This is a genomic window from Derxia lacustris, from assembly GCF_002105195.1.
Taxonomy (GTDB): Bacteria; Pseudomonadota; Gammaproteobacteria; order Burkholderiales; family Burkholderiaceae_E; genus Derxia; species Derxia lacustris.
This window is the reverse complement of record NZ_MUHU01000002.1, coordinates 46,469-69,918: the sequence shown is the minus strand read 5'-3', so window position 1 is coordinate 69,918 and position 23,450 is coordinate 46,469. Positions and strand designations below refer to the sequence as shown.

Here is a 23,450-nt window from a genome sequence, read left to right as displayed (position 1 = left end):
ATGGATGCAATCAAGGATTTCTTCAGCAGCCTCATGCTGACAGAGCTGCTCAAAGGGCTTGCATTGACCGGACGCTACATGTTCGCTCGCAAGGTCACGGTGCAGTTCCCGGAGGAGAAAACTCCGCAGTCACCGCGTTTTCGGGGATTGCATGCATTGCGGCGCTATCCCAATGGCGAGGAGCGGTGCATTGCTTGCAAGCTTTGCGAGGCAGTTTGTCCTGCAATGGCGATCACTATCGAGTCGGAACAGCGGGCCGATGGCACGCGTAGAACGACTCGATATGACGTCGATCTTTACAAGTGCATTTTTTGCGGCTTTTGTGAAGAGAGTTGTCCTGTCGATTCGATCGTCGAAACCGGACATTACGAATATCACGGTGAAGTTCGGGGTGACCTTTATTTCACCAAGGAAATGCTCCTGGCCGTTGGCGATCGTTATGAAGCCGACATTGCTGCCGCCCGTGCGAAAGATGCTCCCTACCGCTAATGTGGTTGGCAGTCTGAATTGAGAGTTGATTCAAGCCATGGAATTCAAGAACCTGCTGTTCTGGTTGTTTTCTGCCGTGCTGGTGTTTTCAGCGCTGAGGGTGGTTACAGCCCGGAATCCGGTGCACGCGGTGCTCTACCTGGTTTTCGCTTTTTTCAATGCTTCCGGCGTCTGGTTGCTGCTTCAGGCTGAGTTTCTGGCGATCACGCTTGTACTGGTGTATGTCGGCGCGGTGATGGTTTTGTTCCTTTTCGTCGTGATGATGCTGGACATCAATACGGATCGACTGCGCGTAGGTTTCAAGAAAAATGTACCGCTGGCCATTTTCATCGGCTTGGTCGTGGTGGCCGAAATGTCTGCGGTGATCTACGGCTCATTCGATGTGGCTGACGCATCTTGGCCAGCGGTGGCTGCGGGCAATTACAGCAATACACGTGAGCTCGGCAAGCTGATGTACACCGAGTATGTCTTTCCGGTCGAAATAGCTGCGGTGATCCTGCTGGTTGCAATCGTTTCAGCCATCGCCCTGACATTGCGGCGTCGGAAAGACAGCAAATATCAGGTGGTTGGCCAGCAGGTGGCAGTCACCAAGGCGCAGCGGCTCCGTATCGTCAAGGTGTCGGCAGAAAAGAAAGTCGCCTCATCCTCGACATCAGAGGGCTGATTGGGCTTCGCTCTACATTCAATGAAAACAACCGGGAGCGTTCGTTGCTGACCCTCACGCATTACCTGGTGCTCGGTGCCATTCTGTTCGCCATCAGCATCGTCGGTATCTTCCTGAATCGAAAGAACGTGATTGTTCTGCTGATGGCTATCGAATTGATGCTGCTGGCGGTCAACATGAATTTCGTTGCATTTTCGCGATTCCTGGGTGATCACTCTGGGCAGGTGTTTGTTTTCTTCATCCTGACCGTGGCGGCAGCGGAATCGGCGATCGGTCTCGCGATTCTCGTTGTGCTGTTCCGGAACCTGAGCACGATTAACGTGGAGGATCTCGACCAGCTGAAGGGCTGATTCGGGCAGAAATGACAATGGACCTCAAAACTCTGCTTCTTGCCGTTCCGCTGGCGCCGCTGTTTGGCTCAGTGTTGGCGGGTTTGTTTGGCAAACAAATCGGTCGTGCCAATGCTCATCGAGTGACGATTCTTGGTGTTGCAATTGCTGCAGGCATCGCGCTTTACGTGTTGTCGCTTGTGCTTGCTGCGCCTGCTGGAACCACGCTGTTCAATCAGACCATCTATACTTGGGCAACTGTTGGTCGGTTGAAGCTCGAGGTCGGTTTCCAGATTGACAGCCTTACCGCCACGATGATGGTCGTTGTGACCTCCGTGTCGTTGATGGTTCACGTCTACACAATTGGCTATATGGAAGAGGATCCGGGATATGCCCGGTTCTTCAGCTATATCTCGTTGTTCACGTTTTCAATGCTCATGCTGGTCATGAGCAACAACTTCCTGCAATTGTTCTTTGGCTGGGAGGCGGTTGGTCTTGTTTCCTATCTGCTGATCGGTTTCTGGTTCACGCGACCGACAGCCGTGTACGCGAACATGAAGGCCTTCCTGGTAAACCGTGTTGGTGACTTCGGGTTCATTCTTGGCATCGGTTTGCTTCTGGCTTATTCAGGCACCATGAATTATTCGGAGCTTTTCGCAAAGCTCCCCGAGGTTTCTGCGATTCAGATCGAATTGATCCCTGGGCATTCGTGGTCGCTGATTACCGTTTCCTGCATCTGCCTGTTCATCGGCGCAATGGGCAAGTCGGCTCAGTTCCCGCTGCATGTTTGGCTGCCGGATTCGATGGAGGGTCCGACCCCAATTTCGGCGCTGATTCATGCTGCGACCATGGTGACGGCCGGCATCTTCATGGTTTCGCGCATGTCGCCGCTTTTCGAATTGTCGACGACCGCGTTGTCCTTCGTTCTGGTGATTGGTTCCATTACTGCGCTGTTCATGGGATTTCTGGGCATCGTCCAGAATGACATCAAGCGAGTCGTTGCTTATTCCACGCTTTCTCAGCTTGGCTACATGACGGTTGCATTGGGACTGTCGGCTTATCCGGTCGCCATCTTCCATCTGATGACGCATGCCTTCTTCAAGGCGCTGCTGTTTCTTGCTGCCGGTTCGGTCATCATGGGAATGCACCATGATCAGGACATCCGCCACATGGGCGGTCTCTGGAAGCACATGAAGATCACTTGGTTCACTTCGCTGGTGGGTTCATTGGCGCTGATCGGAACCCCGTTCTTTTCGGGCTTTTATTCCAAGGACTCGATCATTGCGGTTGCTCTTGAGTCACATGTGCCCGGTGCTGGATTTGCTGCCTTTGCCGTGCTGACTGGCGTCTTCGTGACCGCGTTCTATTCGTTCCGCATGTTTTTCCTTGTGTTTCACGGCAAGGAGCGTTTCAACGATGCGCATGGCGACGATCATCACGATTCACATGGTCATGACGATCATCACGGTCCTCTCGTGCCGCATGAATCGCCGCTTGTCGTGACACTGCCGCTGATTGCTCTTGCGATCCCTTCTTTGCTCATTGGCGCAATCGCCCTGGAGCCGCTGATCGTCGGCGAGTATTTCAAGGGTGTCATCGAGATCGATCATCATGCTCACCCGGCATTCGAAGAGTTTGTAAAGGCAGATGCCGAGCATGGCTGGCTTGCGATGGGGCTGCATGCATTTACCAGTCTTCCTTTCTGGCTTGCCTTCTCCGGCGTCGCGGCAGCCTGGTATTGCTATCTCGTGAACCCCCGTGTTCCGGCATGGTTTGCGTCGACCTTCGCCCCGATTCTGCGTCTGCTAGAAAACAAGTACTACCTGGATCGATTCAACGAAATCGTTTTCGCAGGGGGCGCCCGCGCAGTGGGTTCGGCTTTCTGGCGATTCGGTGACGTGAATGTGATTGACGGTTTCTTCGTCAACGGAAGCGCCCGTGTCGTGGGTTGGTTCGCGTCGGTGGTGCGGTATCTCCAGTCGGGCTACATCTACCATTACGCGTTTGCAATGATCGTTGGCGCTGTGGGCTTGATGACCTACTTCCTGTTCCTGCAAAAGTAAATAACAAGCCCATGCAGTCAGCTCCTTTGCTAAGTCTTTCGATCTGGACGCCGATCGTTTTCGGTCTGATCCTGCTCGCGATCGGTTCCGACCGAAATGCGGCAGTGGTTCGTGCAGTTGCGCTGATTGGCGCTCTCGCCGGACTGTTTTTCAGTCTGCTGCTATTGCCCGGGTTCGATGTCTCTTCGTCGGCACCGCAATTCGTGGAGCGAGCCCACTGGATCACGAGATACAACGTCGATTACTACCTCGGCGTGGACGGGCTTTCGTTCTGGTTTGTGCTGCTGACTGCTTTCACCACGGTGATCGTGGTGATTGCCGGCTGGGAAGTGATTCAGGAGCGGGTTGCCCAATACATGGCGGCATTCCTGATTCTTTCCGGGCTGATGATCGGCGTCTTCTGCGCACTCGACGGCATGCTGTTCTATGTGTTCTTCGAGGCGACGCTGATCCCGATGTTCGTGATCATCGGGGTATGGGGCGGCCCGAATCGGGTTTATGCCGCGATCAAGTTTTTTCTCTACACCTTGCTCGGTTCGCTGCTGACGCTGATCGCGCTGATCTATCTCTATTTCGCGGCCGATCGCAGTTTCGACATTCTTGTCTGGCACAAGCTGCCCTTGCCCTTGTCGGTTCAGGTTGCGGTGTTTGTCGCCTTCCTGATGGCGTTTGCGGTAAAGGTGCCGATGTGGCCGGTGCATACCTGGCTGCCCGATGCCCACGTCGAAGCGCCGACCGGCGGTTCCATCGTGCTGGCCGCGATCATGCTGAAACTCGGTGCCTACGGTTTCCTGCGCTTTTCGCTGCCTATTGCGCCTGACGCTGCCCACTATCTTTCCGGTTTCATGATCACGCTGTCGCTGATCGCGGTGGTCTATATCGGCGTGGTTGCGCTGGTGCAGAAGGATATGAAGAAGCTGGTCGCCTACAGTTCGATCGCTCATATGGGATTCGTGACGCTCGGCTTCTTCGTCTTCAATCTCATGGCGACCGAAGGCGCGATCATTCAGGCGATTTCCCACGGATTCGTGTCGGGCGCCATGTTTGCCAGCATTGGCGTGCTTTATGACCGTGTGCATTCGCGGCAGATCGCCGATTACGGCGGCGTCGTCAACACGATGCCCAAGTTCGCTGCGCTGTTCCTGTTCTTTGCCATGGCCAATTGCGGCTTGCCGGCCACCTCGGGTTTCGTCGGCGAATTCATGGTGATCCTCGGCGCGGTTGAGTTCAATTTCTGGATCGGCTTGCTGGCCGCCACCACGCTGATCTTTGGCGCTGCCTATTCGCTCTGGATGTACAAGCGGGTGGTATTCGGTGAGATCGCCAACGATCACGTCCGCGAACTGACGGATATCAATCGGCGTGAATTCTTCATGCTTGGTCTTCTGGCTGCGTTCGCGCTCTTCATGGGCCTCTATCCGAAGCCCTTCACCGATGTAATCCATGCTTCGGTTGTCGATCTGCTGGCGCATGTCGCCCAGTCGAAAATTCCGGTCGCACAATAAGGCTCAGACGCGATGAACGTCCCGGCAATCAATGTTTCGGTATTTGCCCCGGAACTGGTGTTACTGCTGTCAATCGGCGTCGTGCTGATCGCCGATATCTTCCTCGGCGAGAAGTCTCGTACCACCACCTATTTCCTCGCGCTGGTTGCCACCGTCGTGACCGGCGCGGCGGTATGGGCCAAATTGGGTGAGGAATCGGTCGAGACCTTCGGCGGAATGTTCATTTCCGATCCGATGTCGGTGCTGCTGAAGCTGTTTGCCTGTCTGGCGGCATTCACGGCCTTCGTCTATTCGCGCCAGTACGCCGCCGACCGCGGCCTGATGCGCGGCGAGTTCTATGTGCTGGGTCTGGCTTCGCTGCTTGGGCAGCTCGTGATGATTTCCTCGCACAACCTGCTGGTGATCTATCTCGGGCTCGAGCTGATGTCGCTTTCGCTCTATGCGCTGGTGGCGCTGCGGCGCGATTCGGTCCAGGCGACCGAAGCGGCGATGAAGTATTTCGTGCTCGGCGCGCTGGCTTCCGGTTTCCTGCTTTACGGCATCTCGATGGTCTATGGCGGCACGGGTTCGCTCGACATCGCCGAGATCGGCCGGGCTGCCGCCAGCGATCAGATCAACGAGACGGTGCTGGTCTTCGGCGCTGTGTTCCTGGTTGCCGGCATTGCCTTCAAGCTCAGCGCCGCGCCTTTCCACATGTGGGCACCCGATGTCTACGAAGGCTCGCCGACTGCGGTGACCTTGCTCATCGCTGGTGGTCCCAAGCTCGCCGCGTTTGCGATGACCATGCGCCTGCTGGTCGACGGCCTGATTCCGTTCGCGCCCGACTGGCAGCAGATGATGGGTGTGCTTGCCGTGGTGTCGCTCGCGGTCGGCAACCTGACTGCGATCGCCCAGACCAACATCAAGCGGATGCTGGCCTACTCGGCCATCGGTCAGATCGGCTTCATGCTGCTCGGTTTCATGTCCGGCGTGACCGTCGGCGGCACGCCCGAGGCGGCGGTCAGCGCCTACAGCGCGTCGATGTACTACGTAATCGTCTATGTGCTGACCACGCTCGGCACCTTCGGCGTGCTGATGCTGCTGTCGCGCAAGGATGGCGACGCGGGCTTCGACTGCATCGAGATCGACGACCTCAAGGGCCTCAACCGCCGTTCGCCCTGGATGGCCTTCGTCATGCTGCTGCTGATGTTCTCGCTGGCGGGCATTCCGCCGACCGTCGGCTTCTACGCCAAGCTGGCTGTGCTCGAAGCGGCCATCGGCGCCGGTCATCTGTACACGGCGATCTTCGCGGTCATGTTCTCGCTCGTCGCGGCCTACTACTACCTGCGTGTGGTCAAGGTCATGTACTTCGACGAGCCGACGCATTCCACGCCGATCACCGCGCCGGCCGACGCCAATGTCGTGCTGGCGATCAACGGCGCGCTGGTGCTGCTGCTGGGCCTGTTCGGCGACAGCCTGATGGTCGCCTGCCTCAATTCGATCAAGCTCGCCATTCCCGGCTGATCGCGCCAGCGTGGATTCCACCGCAGGTCTCTGGATCGTGGTTGCCGTCGGGCTGATCGCCGCCAACCTCCCGTTCGCGAGCGAGCGGGTGTTTGCGGTGCTGCCCTACCGGCGCGCGCCGGCGGTCATCAAGCCGCTCTGGTTCCGCTTGATCGAACTGGCGCTGCTTTACGGCATCACGCTGGTGATCGGGCGCGCGATTGAGGCCCGGTTCGGGCCGGTTGCGCCGCAGGAATGGCAGTTCTTCGCGGTGACGGCCTGCCTGTTCGTGGTGGCCGCCTATCCGGGTTTCGTTTTCCGCTATCTGCGCCGGCGCTCTCCGGCGCGCTGAGGAAATGGCATGAACAGCAAGCAGCTCGATCCCCGTCTTTCGACCAGCGATCCGGCGCTTGATGAGCACACGGTGTCGAGCGAGACGGTCTTCAGTGGTCATTTCCTGAAGGTCAGGCGCGACGTGGCCCGCATGCCGGACGGGCGCACCGCCACGCGCGAGCACATTCTTCATCCGGGCGCGGTGATGATCGTGCCGCTGCTCGACGACGGTCGCGTGGTACTCGAACGCCAGTACCGCTATCCGCTCCAGCGCGTCTTCCTTGAATTCCCGGCCGGCAAGATCGACGCCGGCGAAGCGATGCAGGTCTGCGGCGAGCGCGAGCTCTACGAGGAAACCGGCTATCGCGCGCGCGAATGGGTGCGGCTCGGCGCGATCAACAACGCCATCGGCTATTGCGACGAAGTCATCGAGATCTGGCTCGCGCGCGGGCTGGAACAGTCGGGCGCGCGCCAGCTCGACGAGCATGAGCATCTCGAAGTGGTCACTGCCACGCTCGACGAACTGCTCGGCTGGATCCGCAGCGGCGAAGTGACCGACGTGAAGACCATCATCGGCGCCTACTGGGCCGAGCTGTTCCTGGCCGGTCGCTGGACTGCGCCGGCCTGAACCGGCGCCGCCCAGCCCGAGCCGGTCAGAGCGACCGGCTCACCAGCATGAACTCCGGATCGTCGACATAGCTCTTCACCTCGAAGCCGAGGTCGCGCATGAGCTTGAGCATCTTGTCGTTCACCGCGAGCACCAGGCCGTCGATTTCGGTCAGGCCGCGCTGGCGCGCGATGTCCATGATTGCGTGCATCAGCCGCCGGCCCAGGCCCATGCGAGCGTAGTCGTCGGCCACCACGAGCGAGAACTCGCAGCTGGTCGAATCGGGATTGGTGATGTAGCGCGAGATGCCGATGACGCGCTCCTCCTCGACCGTCTCGCCGTGCTCGTCCACATGCTTTTCGACCGCGACGGCAGCGAGCGCCATCTCGCGGTCGTAGTCGATGAGCGTGAAGCGCGCGAGCATGCGCGCCGACAGTTCGCGCATCGCCGACGCGAAGCGCATGTAGCGGCTTTCCGACGACAGCTCGCGCACGAAGCGCTGGAGCATCTCGGCGTCGTCGGGCTTGATGGGGCGCAGCAGGCATTCGGCGCCGCCGGGCAGCATCCACAGCTGCTCGCAGTTGGCGGGGTAGGGCAGGATCGCCAGATGCTGGTAGGCCTGCGTGGAATGGCCGGCCGGCTCCAGCGCAATCCGCGCATCGACCGCCACCGCGCCATGCTCGTCGACGATGAGCGGATTGATGTCCATCTCGCGCAGCTGGGGCAGCTCGCAGACCATTTCCGATACGCGCAGCAGCACGCGCTCGATGCTGTCGATGGCCACGGCCGGCGCGCCGCGCCATTCGCCCAGGGTTTCGGCGACGCGCGCGCGGTTGATGAGCCGTTGCGCGAGGAACTGGTTGAGCGGCGGCAGCTCGGTCACGCGGTCGCGGATCAGCTCGACCATGGTGCCGCCGGCGCCGAAGGTAATCACCGGCCCGAACGGCGCGTCGCTGACCAGGCCGATGAACAGCTCGCGGCCGCGCTCCTTGCCCGACATGTTCTGGATCGTGATGCCGTTGATGCGCGCGCCCGGACAGGCCTTGCGCACGGTTTCCATCATGCGCACATAGGTGTCGCGCACCTGCACCGCGTTGGCGATGTTGAGCGCCACGCCCTGCACATCCGACTTGTGCAGCACATCGGGCGAATCGATCTTGAGCGCGACCGGATAGCCGAGCTGGGTCGCGATGAGGATGGCCTGGTTCGGCGTGGTGGCCAGCATCGTGCGCGTGACCGGAATGTGGAAGGCCGACAGCAGCGCCTTCGATTCCATCTCGGTGAGGGTCTTGCGGCGCTCGGCCAGCACGCTGTCGATGAGCAGTCGCGCGCCTTCCACATCGGGCTCGCCCAGATCGCTGAGCGGCGGCGGCGTCTGCATCAGCAGCTGCTGGTTCTCGTAGTAGGACGCGATGTTGTGGAAGGCATCGACCGCCGCCTCGGGGGTGCGGAAGTTGGCGATCGACGCGCCGCTCAGCAGCACGCGCGCCTCGCCGACGCTGTCGTCGCCCATCCAGGTCGCGATGAGCGGCTTGCCGAGCTTGCGGTTGGCATCGACCACGGCGCGCGCCACTTCGGTCGGATCGACGCCGGCCTTGGGCGTGTGGATGACGACCACGCCATCGATGTCGCGCTCCTGCGCGGCGGCTTCGAGCGCGATGCGATAGGCCTCGCCGCCGGCGTCTTCCGACAGATCGATGATGTCGCTGATCGACGCCTGCGGCGGCAGCCTGGACTTGAGCGGCTCGAACAGCTCGGCGCCGATCAGCCCCAGATGCAGGCCCAGCTCGTTGATCCAGTCGGCTGCCAGCACGCCGGGCCCGCCGCCGTTGGTGATGATGGCCAGCCGCTTGCCGGCCGGCCGGTAGCGCGACGCCAGGCACTTGACCGCCGAGAACAGCTGCACGAACGACCGCACCCGCACCGCGCCCGAGCGCCGCAGCGCGGCATCGAACACCTCGTCGCTGCCGACCATCGCGCCCGAATGCGTGCGCGCCGCAACGCCGCCCTGCGATGCCTGACCGAAGCGCACATGCCCGGCCTTGAGCACCACCACCGGCTTGGCGATCGCCGCCAGCCGCAGCGCGCTCATGAAGCGGCGTGCATTCGAGATGCCCTCGAAGTACACGACGATGCTTTGTGTCGCCGGATCGTTGCCGAAGAAATCGAGCATGTCCGACAGGTCGAGCGCCGAATCGCGCCCGACCGATGCCACGCCCGAAAAGCCGATGCCGTTGCGCACCGCCCAGTCGAGCACCGCCGCCGTGATCGCGCCCGACTGCGAAATCACCGCCAGCGAGCCGCGTTGCGCAAGGCCGCCGGCAATGCTCGCGTTGAGGCCGATGCCGGGCCGCTGCATGCCCAGGCTGTTCGGCCCCAGCAGCCGGATGCCGAGCCGGCGCGCGGTCGCCACCAGCTGGCTCGCCGCCTCGCCGTGAATGCCCGAGCCCAGGATGATCGCGGTGCGGCATTCGAGCCGACCGGCCAGCCGCAGGCCGTCTTCGACCTCCTCGCTCGGCAGCGCGATCAGCGCCAGATCGAAGCGGCTGTGGCTCAGCTCGCCGAGCACCGTGGCCTCGTCGTCGGCATAGACGACCTCGCCGTTGTAGCTGCCGGCGCGCAAGGCGGCGACCAGCGCCTGGCCCGGTGCGGGCCGCTTGCCGTCGACTTCCTTGCTTGCGAGCACCAGGATCGACTTGGGCGCAAACAGCGCGTTGAGGTAGTGCTGGTCCATGACGGATCTCGTTCTAGGGAGGTGACTCGGCCAGCATACCCACGGCGCAATGACGTCAGTCGGCGCCGATCAAGACCTTGACGTGTGCCGCCGCGCTGCGGCCGAGCGAGCTCAGCGCGTATCCACCTTCGAGCACCGACACGATGCGGCCCTCGCAATGGCGTTCGGCCACGGCGACAAGCTGGCGCGTGACCCATTCGTAATCCGACTCCACCAGCCCGAGCTGGCCCATGTCGTCCTCGCGGTGACCGTCGAAGCCGGCCGACACGAAGATGATTTGCGGCTTGAAGCGGTCGAGCGCCGGAATCCAGGCCATGTCGACAGCTTCGCGGAACTTCTCGCCGCCCGAATACGCGGGCATCGGCACGTTCACCATGTTCTTTCCGAGCGGCGTGTCGCCCGAGAACGGGTAGATGCCGGTCTGGAAGATCGAGCACATCAGCACCCGGTCGTCGCCGGCCAGGATGTCTTCGCTGCCGTTGCCGTGATGCACATCGAAATCGATCAGCGCCACGCGCTCGATGCCGCGGTCGTCGAGCGCATGGCGGATGGCCACCGCGATGTTGTTGAAGAAGCAGAAGCCGGCGGCCTGCTCGCGTTCCGCATGATGGCCGGGCGGGCGCACATTGCAGAACGCCGTCTGCGCCTTGCGGTCGATGACCAGATCGGTCGCCAGGATGGCGGCGCCGGCCGAGCGCAGCGCGGCGCGCACCGTGGCCGGGCACATCAGCGTGTCGGGATCGACATGCTCATAGCCCTCGCTGGGGCAGCGGGCGATGGTCTCGCGCACATAGAGCGCGCTGTGCGCGCGGGCCAGCTGCTCCTCGGTGGCGAGCGGCGCCTCGTAGGGCTGCATCACGTCGAGCAGGCCCCGGATCAGCAGCTGGTCGCTCACTGCGCCGAGGCGCTCGGGCGCTTCGGGATGGTCGCGGCCCATCTCGTGTTTGGCGCAGTCGGGATGGGTGATGTAGGCGGGCAGCATCTGGGCTCCTCTGGGAATGGGGCCCGGTCTCCGCGGGCCTCGTGACGAATGTCGCACCCTTCCAGTCTAGGAAGAGGGACTTACGCCGCCCTTGAGCGCAGTCATTCCCCAGTCACATGTTCGGGTAATTGGGGCCGCCACCGCCTTCCGGCGCCATCCACACGATGTTCTGCGTCGGGTCCTTGATGTCGCAGGTTTTGCAGTGCACGCAGTTCTGGGCGTTGATCTGCAAGCGGTCGACGCTGTCCTTCTTCACGAACTCGTAGACGCCGGCCGGGCAGTAGCGCTGCTCGGGGCCGGCGTACTGCGCGAGGTTGATCGCCACCGGCACCGACTCGTCCTTGAGCGTGAGATGCGACGGCTGGTGCTCGTTGTGATTGGTGTTGCTGATGAACACCGACGACAGCCGGTCGAAGCTGATCTTGCCGTCCGGCTTGGGGTAGGCGATGGGCGCGAACTGGCTCGCCGGCTTGAGCTTTTCGTGGTCGGCATGCTGGTGATGCAGCGTCCACGGCGGATTGCCGCCGAACACCTTGTCTTCCACGCCGACCATCAGCGCGCCCAGGTACAGGCCCTTGCTCATCCACTGCTTGAAGTTGCGCGCCTTCCACAGCTCGGCATGCAGCCAGGAGTCCTTGAAGCTGGCGCTGTAGGCGGTGATCTCGTCGCCGCTGCGGCTGGCGGCAAGCGCCTCGACCAGCGCCTCGGCGGCGAGCATGCCGCTCTTGATCGCCGCATGGCTGCCCTTGATGCGCGACGCATTCAGAAAGCCCGCGTCGCAGCCGATCAGCGCGCCGCCCGGGAAGGTGAGCTTGGGCAGGCTGGTGATGCCGCCCGCCGTGATGGCGCGCGCGCCATAGGCCAGACGCCGGCCGCCCTCAAAGAAATGGCGGATCGCCGGATGCGTCTTGTAGCGCTGGAATTCCTCGAACGGACTGAGGTAGGGGTTCTCGTAGCCGAGTCCGACGACGAAGCCGACCACCACCTGATTGTTCTCGGCGTGATACAGGAACGAACCGCCGTAGGTGCTGCTGTCGAGCGGCCAGCCGGCGGTGTGCACCACCAGACCGGGCTGATGTTTGGCCGGATCGATCTCCCACAGCTCCTTGATGCCGATGCCGTAGGACTGCGGATCGCTATCGCGGTCGAGCGCGAACTTGGCGATCAGCTGCTTGCCCAGTTGCCCGCGCGAGCCTTCGGCGAACAGCGTGTACTTGGCATGCAGCTCCATGCCCACCTGAAAGTCGGCGGTCGGCTGGCCCGATTTGTCGATGCCCAGATTGCCGGTCGCCACGCCCTTCACCGAGCCGTCGTCGTGGTAGAGCACCTCGGCGGCCGCAAAGCCCGGGAAGATTTCCACGCCGGCCGCCTCGGCCTGCTCGCCGAGCCAGCGCACCACATTGCCCAGGCTGATCACGTAGTTGCCGTGGTTCTTGAACGAGGCGGGCAGGGCCCAGTTGGGCGTTTGATGGGCGGCGGTTTCGGTCAGGAACAGGAAGCGGTCCTCGCTCACGGCCACGTTGAGCGGCGCGCCCTTTTCCTTCCAGTCGGGGATCAGCTCGTCGATGGCGCGCGGGTCCATGACGGCGCCCGACAGGATGTGCGCGCCCAGCTCCGAGCCCTTTTCGATCAGGCATACGCCCAGATCGGCATTGAGCTGCTTGAGTCGGATGGCGGCAGCGAGGCCGGCCGGACCGCCGCCAACGATGACGACGTCGTACTCCATCGATTCGCGCGGCCCGTTTTCCTCGACGAGCTTCTGCGACAGGGCGACGAGTTCGGCATGGTTCATGAAAGGCGATCTCCGTGGCGGCCGTGCTGCGCCGAGCGCGCATGGCCTTGATTTGTCTATGGCTGCGGCACCAGACGGTACCGTATGTTCGGGATTCTAGGCGAGTCCGGTTTCTTGCCCGCTAGCACGCGATGTCGCACTGCATCAGGAATTACGCGTACTCGCGGCGCCTGGGGGCTTGGGTAGACTCGGGCGGACACGCCGGGCGGGAGTTTGCCGCACTGCACAGCCGCAGTGCTCGGCAGTCCGGCGTCGCCATCCGGCCTTGCCCCCTTCATCCATCACGCGAATACCGCGCTGAGACATCCCATGAACAAAGTCTTTGCCAGCGCGCAAGCCGCGCTCGCCGACATCGTCAAGGACGGCCAGACCCTCGCGGTCGGCGGCTTCGGCCTGTGCGGCATCCCCGAGGCCTTGATCGCGGCGCTGCGCGACAGCGGCGTCAAGAATCTGACCGCCATCTCCAACAATGCCGGCGTCGACGGCTTCGGCCTGGGCCAGCTGCTGACCACGCGCCAAATCAAGAAGATGATTTCGTCGTACGTGGGCGAGAACAAGGAGTTCGAGCGCCAGTACCTGGCTGGCGAACTCGAGCTCGAATTCACGCCGCAGGGCACGCTGGCCGAAAAGCTGCGCGCTGGCGGCTGCGGCATCCCGGCCTTCTTCACCAAGACCGGCTACGGCACGCTGGTGGCCGAGGGCAAGGAAACGCGCGAATTCGACGGCGAGCATTACGTGATGGAGCGCAGCCTGGTCGCCGACGTGGCGCTGGTGAAGGCGTGGAAGGCCGACAAGGCCGGCAACCTCGTCTATCGCAAGACGGCGCGCAACTTCAATCCGGTGTGCGCCATGTCGGGCCGCATCACGGTGGTGGAAGTGGAAGAGATCGTCGAGATCGGCGCGCTCGATCCCGAGAACGTGCATACGCCGGGCATCTATGTGCACCGCATCGTCCACAACCCCACCCCCGAGAAGCGGATCGAGCAACGCACGATCCGTCAGGCCTGAGGAGCGAACGTCATGGCATGGACCCCCACTCAAATGGCCGCGCGCGCAGCGCAAGAGTTGCAGGACGGCTTCTACGTCAACCTCGGCATCGGCATGCCGACCCAGGTGGCCAACCACATTCCGCCCGGCGTGAACGTGGTGCTGCAAAGCGAGAACGGCATGCTCGGCATCGGCCCGTTCCCGACCGAGGCCGAGATCGACGCCGACCTCATCAACGCCGGCAAGCAGACGGTCACGATCCTGCCGGGCGGCAGCTTTTTCAGCAGCGCCGACAGCTTCGGGATGATCCGCGGCGGCAAGGTCAATCTGTCGATCCTGGGCGCGATGCAGGTGAGCGAGCAGGGCGACCTCGCCAACTGGATGATCCCCGGCAAGATGGTCAAGGGCATGGGCGGCGCGATGGACCTCGTGGCCGGCGTGCAGCGCGTGGTGGTGCTGATGGATCACACCGCCAAGGGCGACGCCCACAAGATCCTGCCCAAGTGCGATCTGCCGCTGACCGGCGTGGGCGTGGTCGATCGCATCATCACCAACCTGGGCGTGTTCGACGTGACCGCCGACGGGCTGGTGTGCGTGGAGATCGCGCCCGAGGTGACGCAGGACGAGATCGCCGCCAAGACCGGCTGCGCGGTGAAGTTCGCGTAACGCGCGGGCCGAGTCGGCATCGAAGGGAAGGGCGCTGCGGCGCCCTTTTTTGCGTCCGCCGCAAATGCGCTCAGAGCGCCGCGAGCCGGGCGATGGCGCTGTCGAGCGTGTCGTCGCGCTTGGCGAAGCAGAACCGCACGATGCCGTTCTCGACCGGCGCGTCGTAGAAGCTGCTGAGCGGAATCGCGGCCACGCCCACCTGCGTGGTGAGCCAGCGGCAGAAGTCGAGCTCGCTCAGGCCGGCCGGCGCGGCGCTCAGTCCGCCGTATTCGGCGCACTGGAAATAGGTGCCGGTGCTGGGCAGCAGCCGGAAGCCCGTGCCCGCGAGGCCGGCGCGAAAGCGGTCGCGCTTGCTCTGGTAGAAGGCTGGCAGCTCGCGCCATGGCGTGGGGTCGTCGAGATAGCTGGCGAGGCCGTGCTGCATCGGCGTGTTGACGGTGAACACGTTGAACTGATGCACCTTGCGGAACTCGGCGGTGAGCGCGGCCGGCGCGGCGCAATAGCCGACCTTCCAGCCCGTGACGTGAAAGGTCTTGCCGAAGCTCGACAGCACGAAGGAGCGCGCCGCGAGTTCGTCATGCCCGGCGAGCGAGCAGTGCGCGCGACCGTCGAACACCATGTGCTCGTACACCTCGTCGCCGATGACCAGGATGTCGGTATCGCGCAGCAGCGCCGCGAGCCGGTCGAGATCGGCCGGCTCGAAGCTGGCGCCGGTGGGGTTGTGCGGCGAGTTGACCAGCACGAGCCGGGTGCGCGGCGTGAGCGCGGCGCCGACCGCATCCCAGTCGATGGCGAAGCCGGCGCCGGGCTGGCGCTGCATCGGCACCTTGACCGCCACGCCTCCGGCCAGCGCGATGCCGGGCAGATAGCTGTCGTAGGCCGGCTCGATCACCACCACTTCGTCGCCCGGATGCACGCAGGCCAGGATGGCGGTGAGGATGGCCTGGGTGCCGCCGGCGGTGATGGTGATCTCGCTCGCCGGCTCGTAGCGCCGACCGTGCAGCAGCGCAATCTTGGCGGCGACCGCATCGCGCAATGCGGGCACGCCCGCCATCGGTGGATATTGGTTATGGTTCGCGCGCATTGCGCGTTCCACGCAGGCGACGAGCGCCGGATCGCAGTCGAAATCCGGAAAGCCCTGGCCCAGGTTGATGGCGCCATGTTCGGCTGCAAGCGCGCTCATGGTCGTGAAGATGGTGGTGCCCACTCGCGGCAGGCGCGAGACGAGACGGGGCGTTCCGGGAGCGGTGGCGGCAGCGGTCATCACGATGGGGGGAGCAGGGTGGAGCGATCGGAGGGATTGTGCATGCGCGTCGCCGGCCCTGGCGGCTGGCTCGCAGCCACGCTGCTGCTGTGGCTGGCACTGCTGCCCGCAGTTGCGCGCGCCCAACGGCTCGACCTGACGCCCGAGCAGGCTGCCTGGATCGCCGCGCATCCGGTCGTGACCGTGGCGCTGGCGCCCGATTTCCCGCCCTACTGCTTCTTCCCGGCCAATGCGGCCGAGCCCTGGGGCTTTCTGGTCGAGGCGCTCGATCTGGTTGCCCAGCGCACCGGGCTGGAGTTCCGCTACCAGCGCCATGCCAGTGCCGGCGCGGCGCTGGCGGCGCTCGATGCGCACCGCGCCGATCTGGTGCCGATGGCGCCGGCCGCGCTCGACCGCCGGCACTACCTGCGGCTGGCGCGGCCGCTGCTCGCGACCCGGCTGGTGGTGGCGGCGCGGCGCGATCTGCCCGACGTGTCGCCGACCGACGATTTCGGCGACCGGCGCATCGCGGTGCAGGCCGGCTCCGATGCCGAACGGCTGCTGGCCGAGCGTCATCCCGGCGCCACGGTGCAAACCTTTGCGCGCGCCGATCTGGCGCTGCGCGCCGTCGCCACCGGCGCCGCCGACCTGTTCATCGGCTACCAGCATGAGACGGTGTTCTTCATCGAGCGCGACCTGCTCGCCAATGTCGAGCTGCGCAGTCATGCCGGCGTCGGCGACACGCCGCTCGGGCCGGTGCTGCGGCCCGACCAGACCCAGCTCGCCGCCATCCTCGAACGGGCGCTCGGCGCCATCACGCCGGCTGACCGCTCGCGGCTGGCGGCGCGCTGGCTGCCGGCGGGCGTGCTCGCGGCCCAGCCCGCCACCACGGCCGAACTCACCGACGGCGAACTGGCCTGGGTCGAGGCGCACCGCCGCATCGGCGTCGGCTACGACGCCACCTTCGCGCCGATCACCTTCACCGGCGAGCTCGGCGAGTTCCGCGGACTGGGCGCCGACTTCCTCAAGCTGGCGACCGACAAGGCCGGGCTCGAAGTGGTGCGCGCCGTCGGCGGCAGCTTTGCCGACCTGTCGCGCCGGGTGCGCGCCGGCGAGCTCGACGTGTTCGTCGGCATGGCGCGCACGCCCGAGCGCCGGCTCGCCTACGACTTCGTCGGCCCCTTCCTGCGCGTGCCCACGGCCATCGTCACCCGGCTCGACAGCGACGGCATCGACGATCTGGCGCTGGCCGGCCGGGCCCGCGTCGGCCTGCTGCGCGACCACTTTCTGCTGCCCGAGCTGCGCGCGCGCTATCCCGGCATCCAGCTGGTCGAGCTCGACCGCCAGGACCAGGTGCTGAGCGCGCTGGCCGAGGGCGCGGTCGAGCTGGCCATCGGCAACATCAAGGTGGTGAGCGATCTGATCGAGCGGCGCTGGGCCGGCCGGCTGCTCATCTCGGGCACGGTGCACGACGGCGACAGCGAGCTGTGGTTCGGCGTGCCGCGCGACAAGCCCGAGCTGGCGCGGGTGCTGCGCAAGGGGCTCGAAGCGGTCAACGAGCGCGAGCAGTCCGAGGTGCTGGCGCGCTGGCTCAGCATCGAGGTGCGGCCGCGCATGGCCTGGCGCGAGCTGGCGCGCACCGCCGGCCCGCTGCTGCTGGCGCTGCTGGTGGGGTTGGCGCTGTTGTGGCGCGCCCAGGCCCAGGCCAGCCGCGCGCGCGGCGTGGAGGCGCACGGCCGCCAGCTGGCCGAGGAGGCGACGCGCTCGCGCGGCCGCTTCCTGGCCTATCTGTCGCACGAGCTGCGCGGCAGCCTCGGTGGCATCACCCAGGGCGTGGAAATGCTGCGCGGGCCGATCGCCGACAGCACGCGCAACCGGCTGCTGCTGGCCATCGGCAGCTCGGCGCATACGCTGCGCAGCCTGCTCGACACCACGCTGGAGTACGAGCAGAACCTGGCCCGGCCGATCGTGCTGCGGCCCGAGTCGGTCCGGCTCGATGACTGGCTCGACGGCGCGCTGGCGCCGGCCCGCATCGCCGCCGAAGCCAAGGGACTGGCGCTCGACTGGCAGACCGACGGGCTCGACCGCAGCGCGCGCATCGATCCGCTGCGGCTCGGTCAGGTGGTCGGCAATCTGATGGGCAACGCCATCAAGTTCACGCCGGCCGGCCTGGTGCGGATCGAGGCCGTGCTCAGCACCGCCACCGACGGCGGCCGGGGCCGCTTGCAGCTGACGGTGACCGACAGCGGCCCCGGCCTCACGCAGGAAGAACTGGCCACGCTGTTCGAGCCCTATGTGCAGGGCGAGCAGGGCCGGCAATTGCGCGAAGGCGCCGGGCTGGGGCTGGCCATCACCCGGCAGCTGGTGGCGGCCATGGGCGGCGAACTGGCGGCAGCCAATGCGCCCGGCGGCGGCGCCCGCTTCAGCGTGACGCTGCCGCTCGACCTGGACTGAGCGGCGCCGCCTCGGGCCCGGTCCATTGCTCGGGCCGCAGCACCTCGCAGCCGCGTGGCCGCAGCCGTTTTGCCAGCCGCAGCAGCGCCTTGTCCTTGGTGACCAGCCAGCGCGCGCCGCTGGCCAGCGCCAGCTCCACGAACTTCTGGTCGTCGGGATCGGTGCAGCGCGGCAGCGCCGGATCGCTGCGCACTTCCATGCGCTCGGTGGCGGCGGCCACGCGCGCCACCACGGCCGGCCGGTCGGCGATCAGACCGTCCCACTTGCGGTAGTCGACCACCGCGCACAGCTCGTCGAAGCAGCCCGGCGAGATCGGCACCCGCACCGTGCCGGCGGCCAGCGCGGCGGCAATCGGCGCACTGCGCGGATCGGCAAACACGTACAGATCGAGCCAGATGTTGGTGTCGAGCACGATGCGCGGCGGCGTGGCGGCAGGCAGCGCGCTCATGACAGCCGATCCGGCCGGCGCAGATAGAGCCGGTCGTCGAAGCTCAGCATCACCGCCGGCAGATAGACGGTGAGCAGCGTCACGATCATCCCGGTGGTGATCGCCTCGCCCCAGGCCAGCAGCAGGGTCCAGGGCAGCACCTCCTCGGCAAACCAGCCGAAGGCATGGCTGCCGAGCGCCGCCAGCACCAGCATCGAGGCGCACATCGACAGCACCGTGGCCGCAAAGCTGCCGAACAGCCCGTTGCCGATCAGAAAGATGAACAGGTTGCGCGGCGCGAAACGTCCGACAAACCAGCCAATCGCGCCAACCGAAAACGCCGGCAGCGCCGCCATCAGCAGCAGGTTGAGACCGTAGCTGGCCCACGGTCCGCCGGTGGTCTGAAGGTAGAACGCCAGCGTGGCGGCCAGGCCCAGCGTGGCCAGCCGCGGGCCGAACATCCAGGCCATGAGCGCCGCGCCCAGAAATTGCAAGGTCAGGTCTTCATGCAGACGGAACCTCAGCAACCACACCAGCGCCAGCAGCGTCGAGGTGCCCAGCCAGGTGAACAGCACCGCGTTCTCGCGGATGCGCTGCCAGGGCGCACGCACTGCGCAATAGCCGAGCAGGCCGCCCGCGAGCGTCCAGCTGGCGATCGCCAGCCAGGCCGGCAGCGCCGAGTGAAACAGGCCCATGAGGGCTCCCTCTGAAGAATGCGAACGAATCGCCCGCAGGCAGGCGACAGGCATATTGTCGCGCTGCCGCACAGGCTGCCCTCGTCAACGTCAATAACACCGGCCGCGCCGGACCTCGCCATGCTGCTGCTGCTCTCACCCGCCAAGTCGCTCGATACCGCACCGCTCGCCGCGCCGCGCCCGGCCACGCTGCCTGACTTCATCCCCGAATCCGCCACGCTCGCGCAGCACATGCGCCGGCTCGGGCCGCAGGATCTGGCGCAGATCATGGGCATCTCGGACGAGCTGGCCGTGCTCAACGTCACCCGCTTCCAGAGCTGGTCGCCCGAGTTCACCGACACCAACTCCAAGCAGGCGGTGCTCGCCTTCAACGGCGATGTGTACGAAGGGCTGAACGCCGCCACGCTCGACGCCGCCGGCCTCGCCTGGGCGCAGGACCATCTGCGCATCCTGAGCGGCCTGTACGGCGTGCTGCGCCCGCTCGACCGCATGCAGCCCTATCGGCTTGAAATGGGCACCCGCCTCAAGGGCACGAAGGTTGAAGCCGACATCGGCACCAACCTCTACGGCTACTGGGGCGACAAGGTCACGCTCAAGCTCAACGAGGCGCTCGCCGCGCAGAAGGCCGCCCAGCCGGTGGTCGTCAACTGCGCCAGCGAGGAGTACTTCAAGGTCGTCAAACCCAAGCTGCTGGCCGCCCGGCTCGTCACGCCGGTCTTCGAGGACTGGAAGGGCGGCAAGTTCAAGATCATCAGCTTCTATGCCAAGCGCGCGCGCGGCCTGATGGCGCGCTATGCCGTCGACCACCGCGTGAGCGATGTCGAGCAGCTCAAGCGCTTCGACAGCGAGGGCTATGCCTTCGACGCCGCCGCGTCCGACGACGCCATCTGGCGCTTCCGGCGCCGCGTCGAGTGATTTCACAGGAGCCCGCCATGCGCATCAGCGACAACTTCGACAGCGGCTCGATCGAGCTCGTGAAGATCGACGGCAACCGCATCGACCTCGACATCCCGGTCGATTCCACCTTCGATCCGCTGTGCGACTTCCGCCAGTGGTTCCACTTTCGGCTGGCCACCACGCCCGGCGAGCCGGTGCAGCTGCGTTTCCTCAACGCGCGCCAATGCACCTATCCCGACGGCTGGCGCGACTACAGGCTGTGCGCCAGCTACGACCGCGAGACCTGGTTCCGCATCGACACCCGCTATGACGATGTGCTGCTCGAAGCCGACTTCACGCCCGAGCATGGCGTGGTGTGGTTCGCCTATTTCGAGCCCTACTCGTGGGAGCGCCACCAGCGCCAGCTCGGCAAGTGGCTCGGCATCGACGGCGTGCGCCATCTCGATCTGGGCCGCACGGTCGACGGCCGCGACATGGACGGCATCGAGTTCGGCAACCCCGACGGCGCGCCGGTCTGGATCATCGCGCGCCAGCATCCGGGCGAGGCGATGGCCGAATGGTTTGTCGAAGGCATGGTCGACCGCCTGCTCGACCCGGCCGACAGCCTCGCGCGCAGCCTGCTCGCCAAGGCGCATTTCTTCGTCGTGCCCAACATGAATCCGGACGGCGCGGTGCGCGGCAATCTGCGCGCCAATGCCGCCGGCGCCAATCTCAACCGCGAATGGATGGAGCCGTCCGAGCGCGCGCCCGAGGTCGCGGCGGTGCGCGAGAAGCTGCTCGAAACCGGCTGCGAGTTCTTCCTCGACGTGCACGGCGACGAAGGGCTGCCCTACGTCTTTGTCGCCGGCAGCGAGATGCTGCCCGGCTTCACCGAGGCGCAAGCCAAGGCGCAGGCGGCGTTCTGCGCCGCCTTCAAGGCCGCCGCGCCCGATTTCCAGACCGAGCACGGCTATCCGTCGGGCAAGTACAGCGAGGAGGCGCTCAAGCTCGCGTCGAAATGGGTCGGCTATGAATTCGGCTGCCTGTCGCTGACGCTGGAAATGCCGTTCAAGGACAACGCCGATCTGCCCGATGAAAAGCGCGGCTGGGACGGCGCGCGCAGCAAGGCGCTGGGCGCGGCGCTGCTGCCGGCGCTGGCGGTAGTGCTGGGCTGAAACCCGGCGCCGGCGGCAGTGAACACTGGCCGCCGATCCGGTCTTCGGCGCCGTTCAACCGTCCGGCGGCAAGGTGACTTGGGTAGTTTTTCCTAGGCCAAGATGCCTGTCCTCTTGTAACCGAAGGAAACGACATGCCCGCATTGCGCAACGCGGCCGCCGCCCTGCTGTGCCTGGCCTCGGCCAGCGCCGGTGCCACCCAGGTCATCGACACCACGGGCGACTGGACCGGCGACCAGGCCACCGGCTGGTGGGGCACGGCCCAGACCTTCACCGTGCCGGCGCTCGACCGGGTGCTCGAAAGCTGGAGCTTCGACCAGCCGGGCGCCGACGCTGCGGGCTACAGCTTTTCCATCCGCGCGCTCGTCGGCGGGCTGCCGACCGGCGCGACGCTCTGGTCCACCAGCGTGACCGGCGCGGCGGCCAGCGGCCATCAGCAGTTCGACGCCATCGACCTGGCGCTCAACGCCGGCCAGCAGTACGCGGCGGTCATCGTCTACCAGGGCCAGCTCGGGCTCGACCTCAACTTCACCGGCGACAGCTATGCCGGCGGCAGCAGCTTCTGGTCGGAAGACCCGACCGATCCCACGCGCTGGACCGCGCTGCCCGCGCTCGATCACAGCTTCCGCGCGGTCTTCGGCCCGGCCTCGCCGGCGCCCGAAGCCGACAGCGCCGCGATGCTGCTGGCCGGCGGCGGCCTGCTCGCCGCGGTACTGCGTCGGCGCAACCGGCGGCACGCGGGCTGAACGCACCGGACGCGCCCACCCGAGCGCGCCCGCGACGGCGCGCCGCATCCGCTCAAATCCCCGCCAGCACCGGATAGTCGGTATAGCCGTGCGCGCCCGGCGTGTAGAGCGTGTCGCCGTCCAGCTCGGCCAGCGGCGCGCCGAGCAGGGTGCGCAACACGAAATCGGGATTGGCGATGAAGGGCTTGCCGAAGGCGATCAGGTCGGCATGGCCGTCGGCGAGGGCCGCATCGGCGCGCACCGCGTCATAGCCCAGGTTGGCGATGTAGACGCCGCCAAAGCGCTCGCGCAGCCGGCGCCAGTCGAACGGCCGGCTGTCCTTGCCGGTCATGTCGCCCTCGATCGCATGCAGATAGGCGTAGCCCTTGCCCGCCAGCCCGGCCACCAGATGGTCGAACAGCGCCTGCGGATCGCTGTCGGTCAGATCGTTGAAGCTGTTGATCGGCGAGATGCGGATGCCGGTGCGGTCGGCGCCGATCGCGTCCGCGATTGCCGCCATCACCTCCAGCACCAGCCGCGCGCGGTTGGCGATGCCGCCGCCGTAGCCGTCGCTGCGCCTGTTGGCGCCATCGCGCAGGAACTGGTCGAGCAGATAGCCGTTGGCCGCATGCACCTCCACGCCGTCGAAGCCGGCCGCAATCGCATTGAGCGCGGCGGCGCGGAAGCTCTCGACGATGCCGGGAATCTCGTCGAGGTCGAGCGCGCGCGGCTCGGGCATGTCCTCGAAACCCTTGCTCGTGTAGACCTTGCCCTCGGCCTTCACCGCCGACGGCGCCACCGGCAGCGCGCCGCCCGGCTGGAACTCGGTGTGCGAGATGCGCCCCACATGCCACAGCTGCAAGAAGATGCGCCCGCCCGCCGCATGCACCGCGTCGGTGGCCAGCCGCCAGCCCGCCACCTGCTCGGCGCTGTGCACGCCCGGCGTGCTCACATAGCCCTGGGCGGTCGCGCTCACCTGGGTCGCCTCGGCCACGATCAGCCCGGTGCTCGCGCGCTGGCCGTAATACAGCGCCGCCAGCGGCTGCGGCACGTTGCCCGCGCCGGCGCGGCTGCGCGTCAGCGGCGCCATCACGAAGCGGTTCTTCAGCTCGATGCGGCCGAGCGTGCAGGGGGTGAACAAAGGGCGGGTCATCGGCATTCCTTCAAGGACGGGATTGGCGCAAGGCCGGCAAAGCCCGGTAGCGCAGCGCGCGCGGCGGCG

Annotated in this window: 21 protein-coding genes; 14 read left to right on the top strand and 7 right to left on the bottom strand. The window is 65.4% G+C overall.

The window, feature by feature from the left end; all coding sequences use genetic code 11:
- From nuoI to B9P64_RS02075, 8 genes are read left to right on the top strand one after another with little or no spacing between them, the layout of a single operon-like run.
- The gene (gene nuoI, locus B9P64_RS02110; RefSeq protein ID WP_085314632.1) at nt 1-489 is read left to right on the top strand and encodes an NADH-quinone oxidoreductase subunit NuoI; all 489 of its coding nucleotides are present in this window, start codon (nt 1-3) and stop codon (nt 487-489) included.
- A 37-nt stretch (nt 490-526) separates the two neighbouring features.
- Nucleotides 527-1,153: an NADH-quinone oxidoreductase subunit J gene (locus tag B9P64_RS02105; protein WP_085314631.1), complete on the top strand. Its 627-nt coding sequence runs from the start codon at nt 527-529 to the stop codon at nt 1,151-1,153.
- Between the two features lie 44 nt (nt 1,154-1,197).
- Nucleotides 1,198-1,503 carry an NADH-quinone oxidoreductase subunit NuoK gene (nuoK, locus tag B9P64_RS02100; protein ID WP_085314630.1) on the top strand — a complete coding sequence of 102 codons (306 nt, stop codon included), beginning with the start codon at nt 1,198-1,200 and terminating at the stop codon, nt 1,501-1,503.
- Between the two features lie 11 nt (nt 1,504-1,514).
- Nucleotides 1,515-3,545: an NADH-quinone oxidoreductase subunit L gene (gene nuoL / locus B9P64_RS02095; protein ID WP_085314629.1), complete on the top strand. Its 2,031-nt coding sequence runs from the start codon at nt 1,515-1,517 to the stop codon at nt 3,543-3,545.
- 11 nt (nt 3,546-3,556) lie between these two features.
- The gene (locus tag B9P64_RS02090; protein ID WP_085314628.1) at nt 3,557-5,050 is read left to right on the top strand and encodes an NADH-quinone oxidoreductase subunit M; all 1,494 of its coding nucleotides are present in this window, start codon (nt 3,557-3,559) and stop codon (nt 5,048-5,050) included.
- A gap of 12 nt (nt 5,051-5,062) precedes the next feature.
- Nucleotides 5,063-6,553 (top strand): NADH-quinone oxidoreductase subunit NuoN, encoded by a 1,491-nt coding sequence (nuoN, locus tag B9P64_RS02085; protein ID WP_085314627.1) that lies wholly within the window; start codon nt 5,063-5,065, stop codon nt 6,551-6,553.
- A 10-nt stretch (nt 6,554-6,563) separates the two neighbouring features.
- Entirely contained in the window at nt 6,564-6,884 is a 321-nt protein-coding gene (locus B9P64_RS02080; protein WP_085314626.1) for a DUF2818 family protein, read from the top strand.
- Nucleotides 6,885-6,893: 9 nt separating this feature from the next.
- Entirely contained in the window at nt 6,894-7,493 is a 600-nt protein-coding gene (locus tag B9P64_RS02075) for an NUDIX domain-containing protein (protein WP_085314625.1), read from the top strand.
- Between the two features lie 25 nt (nt 7,494-7,518).
- Here B9P64_RS02075 and B9P64_RS02070 read toward each other — a convergent pair whose 3' ends face one another.
- From B9P64_RS02070 to B9P64_RS02060, 3 genes are all read right to left on the bottom strand, one after another.
- Nucleotides 7,519-10,206, bottom strand: a complete 2,688-nt coding sequence (locus tag B9P64_RS02070) for a bifunctional acetate--CoA ligase family protein/GNAT family N-acetyltransferase (RefSeq protein WP_085314624.1) — start codon at nt 10,204-10,206, stop codon at nt 7,519-7,521.
- 55 nt (nt 10,207-10,261) lie between these two features.
- Entirely contained in the window at nt 10,262-11,188 is a 927-nt protein-coding gene (locus B9P64_RS02065; protein ID WP_085314623.1) for a histone deacetylase family protein, read from the bottom strand.
- Nucleotides 11,189-11,300: 112 nt separating this feature from the next.
- Nucleotides 11,301-12,980 carry an electron transfer flavoprotein-ubiquinone oxidoreductase gene (locus tag B9P64_RS02060; protein ID WP_085314622.1) on the bottom strand — a complete coding sequence of 560 codons (1,680 nt, stop codon included), beginning with the start codon at nt 12,978-12,980 and terminating at the stop codon, nt 11,301-11,303.
- Between the two features lie 309 nt (nt 12,981-13,289).
- Here B9P64_RS02060 and B9P64_RS02055 point away from each other — a divergent pair, with 309 nt between their 5' ends.
- Entirely contained in the window at nt 13,290-13,988 is a 699-nt protein-coding gene (locus B9P64_RS02055) for a CoA transferase subunit A (protein ID WP_085314621.1), read from the top strand.
- 12 nt (nt 13,989-14,000) lie between these two features.
- The gene (locus B9P64_RS02050) at nt 14,001-14,633 is read left to right on the top strand and encodes a 3-oxoacid CoA-transferase subunit B (RefSeq protein WP_085314620.1); all 633 of its coding nucleotides are present in this window, start codon (nt 14,001-14,003) and stop codon (nt 14,631-14,633) included.
- Between the two features lie 70 nt (nt 14,634-14,703).
- Here the strand turns inward: B9P64_RS02050 and B9P64_RS02045 are convergent, their stop codons facing one another.
- The gene (locus B9P64_RS02045; RefSeq protein WP_085315071.1) at nt 14,704-15,897 is read right to left on the bottom strand and encodes a pyridoxal phosphate-dependent aminotransferase; all 1,194 of its coding nucleotides are present in this window, start codon (nt 15,895-15,897) and stop codon (nt 14,704-14,706) included.
- A gap of 42 nt (nt 15,898-15,939) precedes the next feature.
- Between B9P64_RS02045 and B9P64_RS02040 the strand changes: the two genes are divergently transcribed.
- Nucleotides 15,940-18,330, top strand: a complete 2,391-nt coding sequence (locus B9P64_RS02040; RefSeq protein WP_176256688.1) for a transporter substrate-binding domain-containing protein — start codon at nt 15,940-15,942, stop codon at nt 18,328-18,330.
- On the opposite strand, the gene B9P64_RS02035 is transcribed toward B9P64_RS02040, so the two are convergent.
- Nucleotides 18,299-18,778, bottom strand: a complete 480-nt coding sequence (locus B9P64_RS02035; RefSeq protein WP_085314618.1) for a putative toxin-antitoxin system toxin component, PIN family — start codon at nt 18,776-18,778, stop codon at nt 18,299-18,301. The genes B9P64_RS02040 and B9P64_RS02035 overlap by 32 nt on opposite strands.
- Nucleotides 18,775-19,452: an energy-coupling factor ABC transporter permease gene (locus tag B9P64_RS02030; protein ID WP_176256687.1), complete on the bottom strand. Its 678-nt coding sequence runs from the start codon at nt 19,450-19,452 to the stop codon at nt 18,775-18,777. The genes B9P64_RS02035 and B9P64_RS02030 overlap by 4 nt, the downstream gene beginning before the upstream one ends.
- A gap of 120 nt (nt 19,453-19,572) precedes the next feature.
- On the opposite strand from B9P64_RS02030, the gene yaaA reads away from it, so the two are divergent.
- The 3 genes from yaaA (at nt 19,573) to B9P64_RS02015 (ending at nt 22,249) form a co-directional block, all read left to right on the top strand.
- Nucleotides 19,573-20,367 carry a peroxide stress protein YaaA gene (gene yaaA, locus B9P64_RS02025; RefSeq protein ID WP_085314616.1) on the top strand — a complete coding sequence of 265 codons (795 nt, stop codon included), beginning with the start codon at nt 19,573-19,575 and terminating at the stop codon, nt 20,365-20,367.
- A gap of 17 nt (nt 20,368-20,384) precedes the next feature.
- Nucleotides 20,385-21,503 (top strand): M14 family metallopeptidase, encoded by a 1,119-nt coding sequence (locus tag B9P64_RS02020; protein ID WP_085314615.1) that lies wholly within the window; start codon nt 20,385-20,387, stop codon nt 21,501-21,503.
- Between the two features lie 134 nt (nt 21,504-21,637).
- Complete coding sequence (locus B9P64_RS02015) at nt 21,638-22,249, top strand: hypothetical protein (protein WP_085314614.1); 612 nt, start codon at nt 21,638-21,640, stop codon at nt 22,247-22,249.
- Between the two features lie 52 nt (nt 22,250-22,301).
- Here B9P64_RS02015 and B9P64_RS02010 read toward each other — a convergent pair whose 3' ends face one another.
- Nucleotides 22,302-23,381 carry an alkene reductase gene (locus B9P64_RS02010; protein ID WP_085315070.1) on the bottom strand — a complete coding sequence of 360 codons (1,080 nt, stop codon included), beginning with the start codon at nt 23,379-23,381 and terminating at the stop codon, nt 22,302-22,304.
- Nucleotides 23,382-23,450: the final 69 nt, after the last annotated feature.

Coding starts and splice junctions, on each gene's coding strand:
- nuoL (WP_085314629.1), top strand. CDS start 1,515: ATGACAATGGACCTCAAAACTCTGCTTCTTGCCGTTCCGCTGGCGCCG.
- B9P64_RS02065 (WP_085314623.1), bottom strand. CDS start 11,188: ATGCTGCCCGCCTACATCACCCATCCCGACTGCGCCAAACACGAGATG.
- B9P64_RS02020 (WP_085314615.1), top strand. CDS start 20,385: ATGCGCATCAGCGACAACTTCGACAGCGGCTCGATCGAGCTCGTGAAG.
- B9P64_RS02010 (WP_085315070.1), bottom strand. CDS start 23,381: ATGACCCGCCCTTTGTTCACCCCCTGCACGCTCGGCCGCATCGAGCTG.
- B9P64_RS02050 (WP_085314620.1), top strand. CDS start 14,001: ATGGCATGGACCCCCACTCAAATGGCCGCGCGCGCAGCGCAAGAGTTG.
- B9P64_RS02040 (WP_176256688.1), top strand. CDS start 15,940: ATGCGCGTCGCCGGCCCTGGCGGCTGGCTCGCAGCCACGCTGCTGCTG.
- B9P64_RS02105 (WP_085314631.1), top strand. CDS start 527: ATGGAATTCAAGAACCTGCTGTTCTGGTTGTTTTCTGCCGTGCTGGTG.
- B9P64_RS02055 (WP_085314621.1), top strand. CDS start 13,290: ATGAACAAAGTCTTTGCCAGCGCGCAAGCCGCGCTCGCCGACATCGTC.
- B9P64_RS02070 (WP_085314624.1), bottom strand. CDS start 10,206: ATGGACCAGCACTACCTCAACGCGCTGTTTGCGCCCAAGTCGATCCTG.
- B9P64_RS02060 (WP_085314622.1), bottom strand. CDS start 12,980: ATGAACCATGCCGAACTCGTCGCCCTGTCGCAGAAGCTCGTCGAGGAA.
- B9P64_RS02045 (WP_085315071.1), bottom strand. CDS start 15,897: ATGACCGCTGCCGCCACCGCTCCCGGAACGCCCCGTCTCGTCTCGCGC.
- yaaA (WP_085314616.1), top strand. CDS start 19,573: ATGCTGCTGCTGCTCTCACCCGCCAAGTCGCTCGATACCGCACCGCTC.
- nuoN (WP_085314627.1), top strand. CDS start 5,063: ATGAACGTCCCGGCAATCAATGTTTCGGTATTTGCCCCGGAACTGGTG.
- B9P64_RS02035 (WP_085314618.1), bottom strand. CDS start 18,778: ATGAGCGCGCTGCCTGCCGCCACGCCGCCGCGCATCGTGCTCGACACC.
- B9P64_RS02030 (WP_176256687.1), bottom strand. CDS start 19,452: ATGGGCCTGTTTCACTCGGCGCTGCCGGCCTGGCTGGCGATCGCCAGC.
- B9P64_RS02090 (WP_085314628.1), top strand. CDS start 3,557: ATGCAGTCAGCTCCTTTGCTAAGTCTTTCGATCTGGACGCCGATCGTT.
- nuoI (WP_085314632.1), top strand. CDS start 1: ATGGATGCAATCAAGGATTTCTTCAGCAGCCTCATGCTGACAGAGCTG.
- B9P64_RS02075 (WP_085314625.1), top strand. CDS start 6,894: ATGAACAGCAAGCAGCTCGATCCCCGTCTTTCGACCAGCGATCCGGCG.
- B9P64_RS02015 (WP_085314614.1), top strand. CDS start 21,638: ATGCCCGCATTGCGCAACGCGGCCGCCGCCCTGCTGTGCCTGGCCTCG.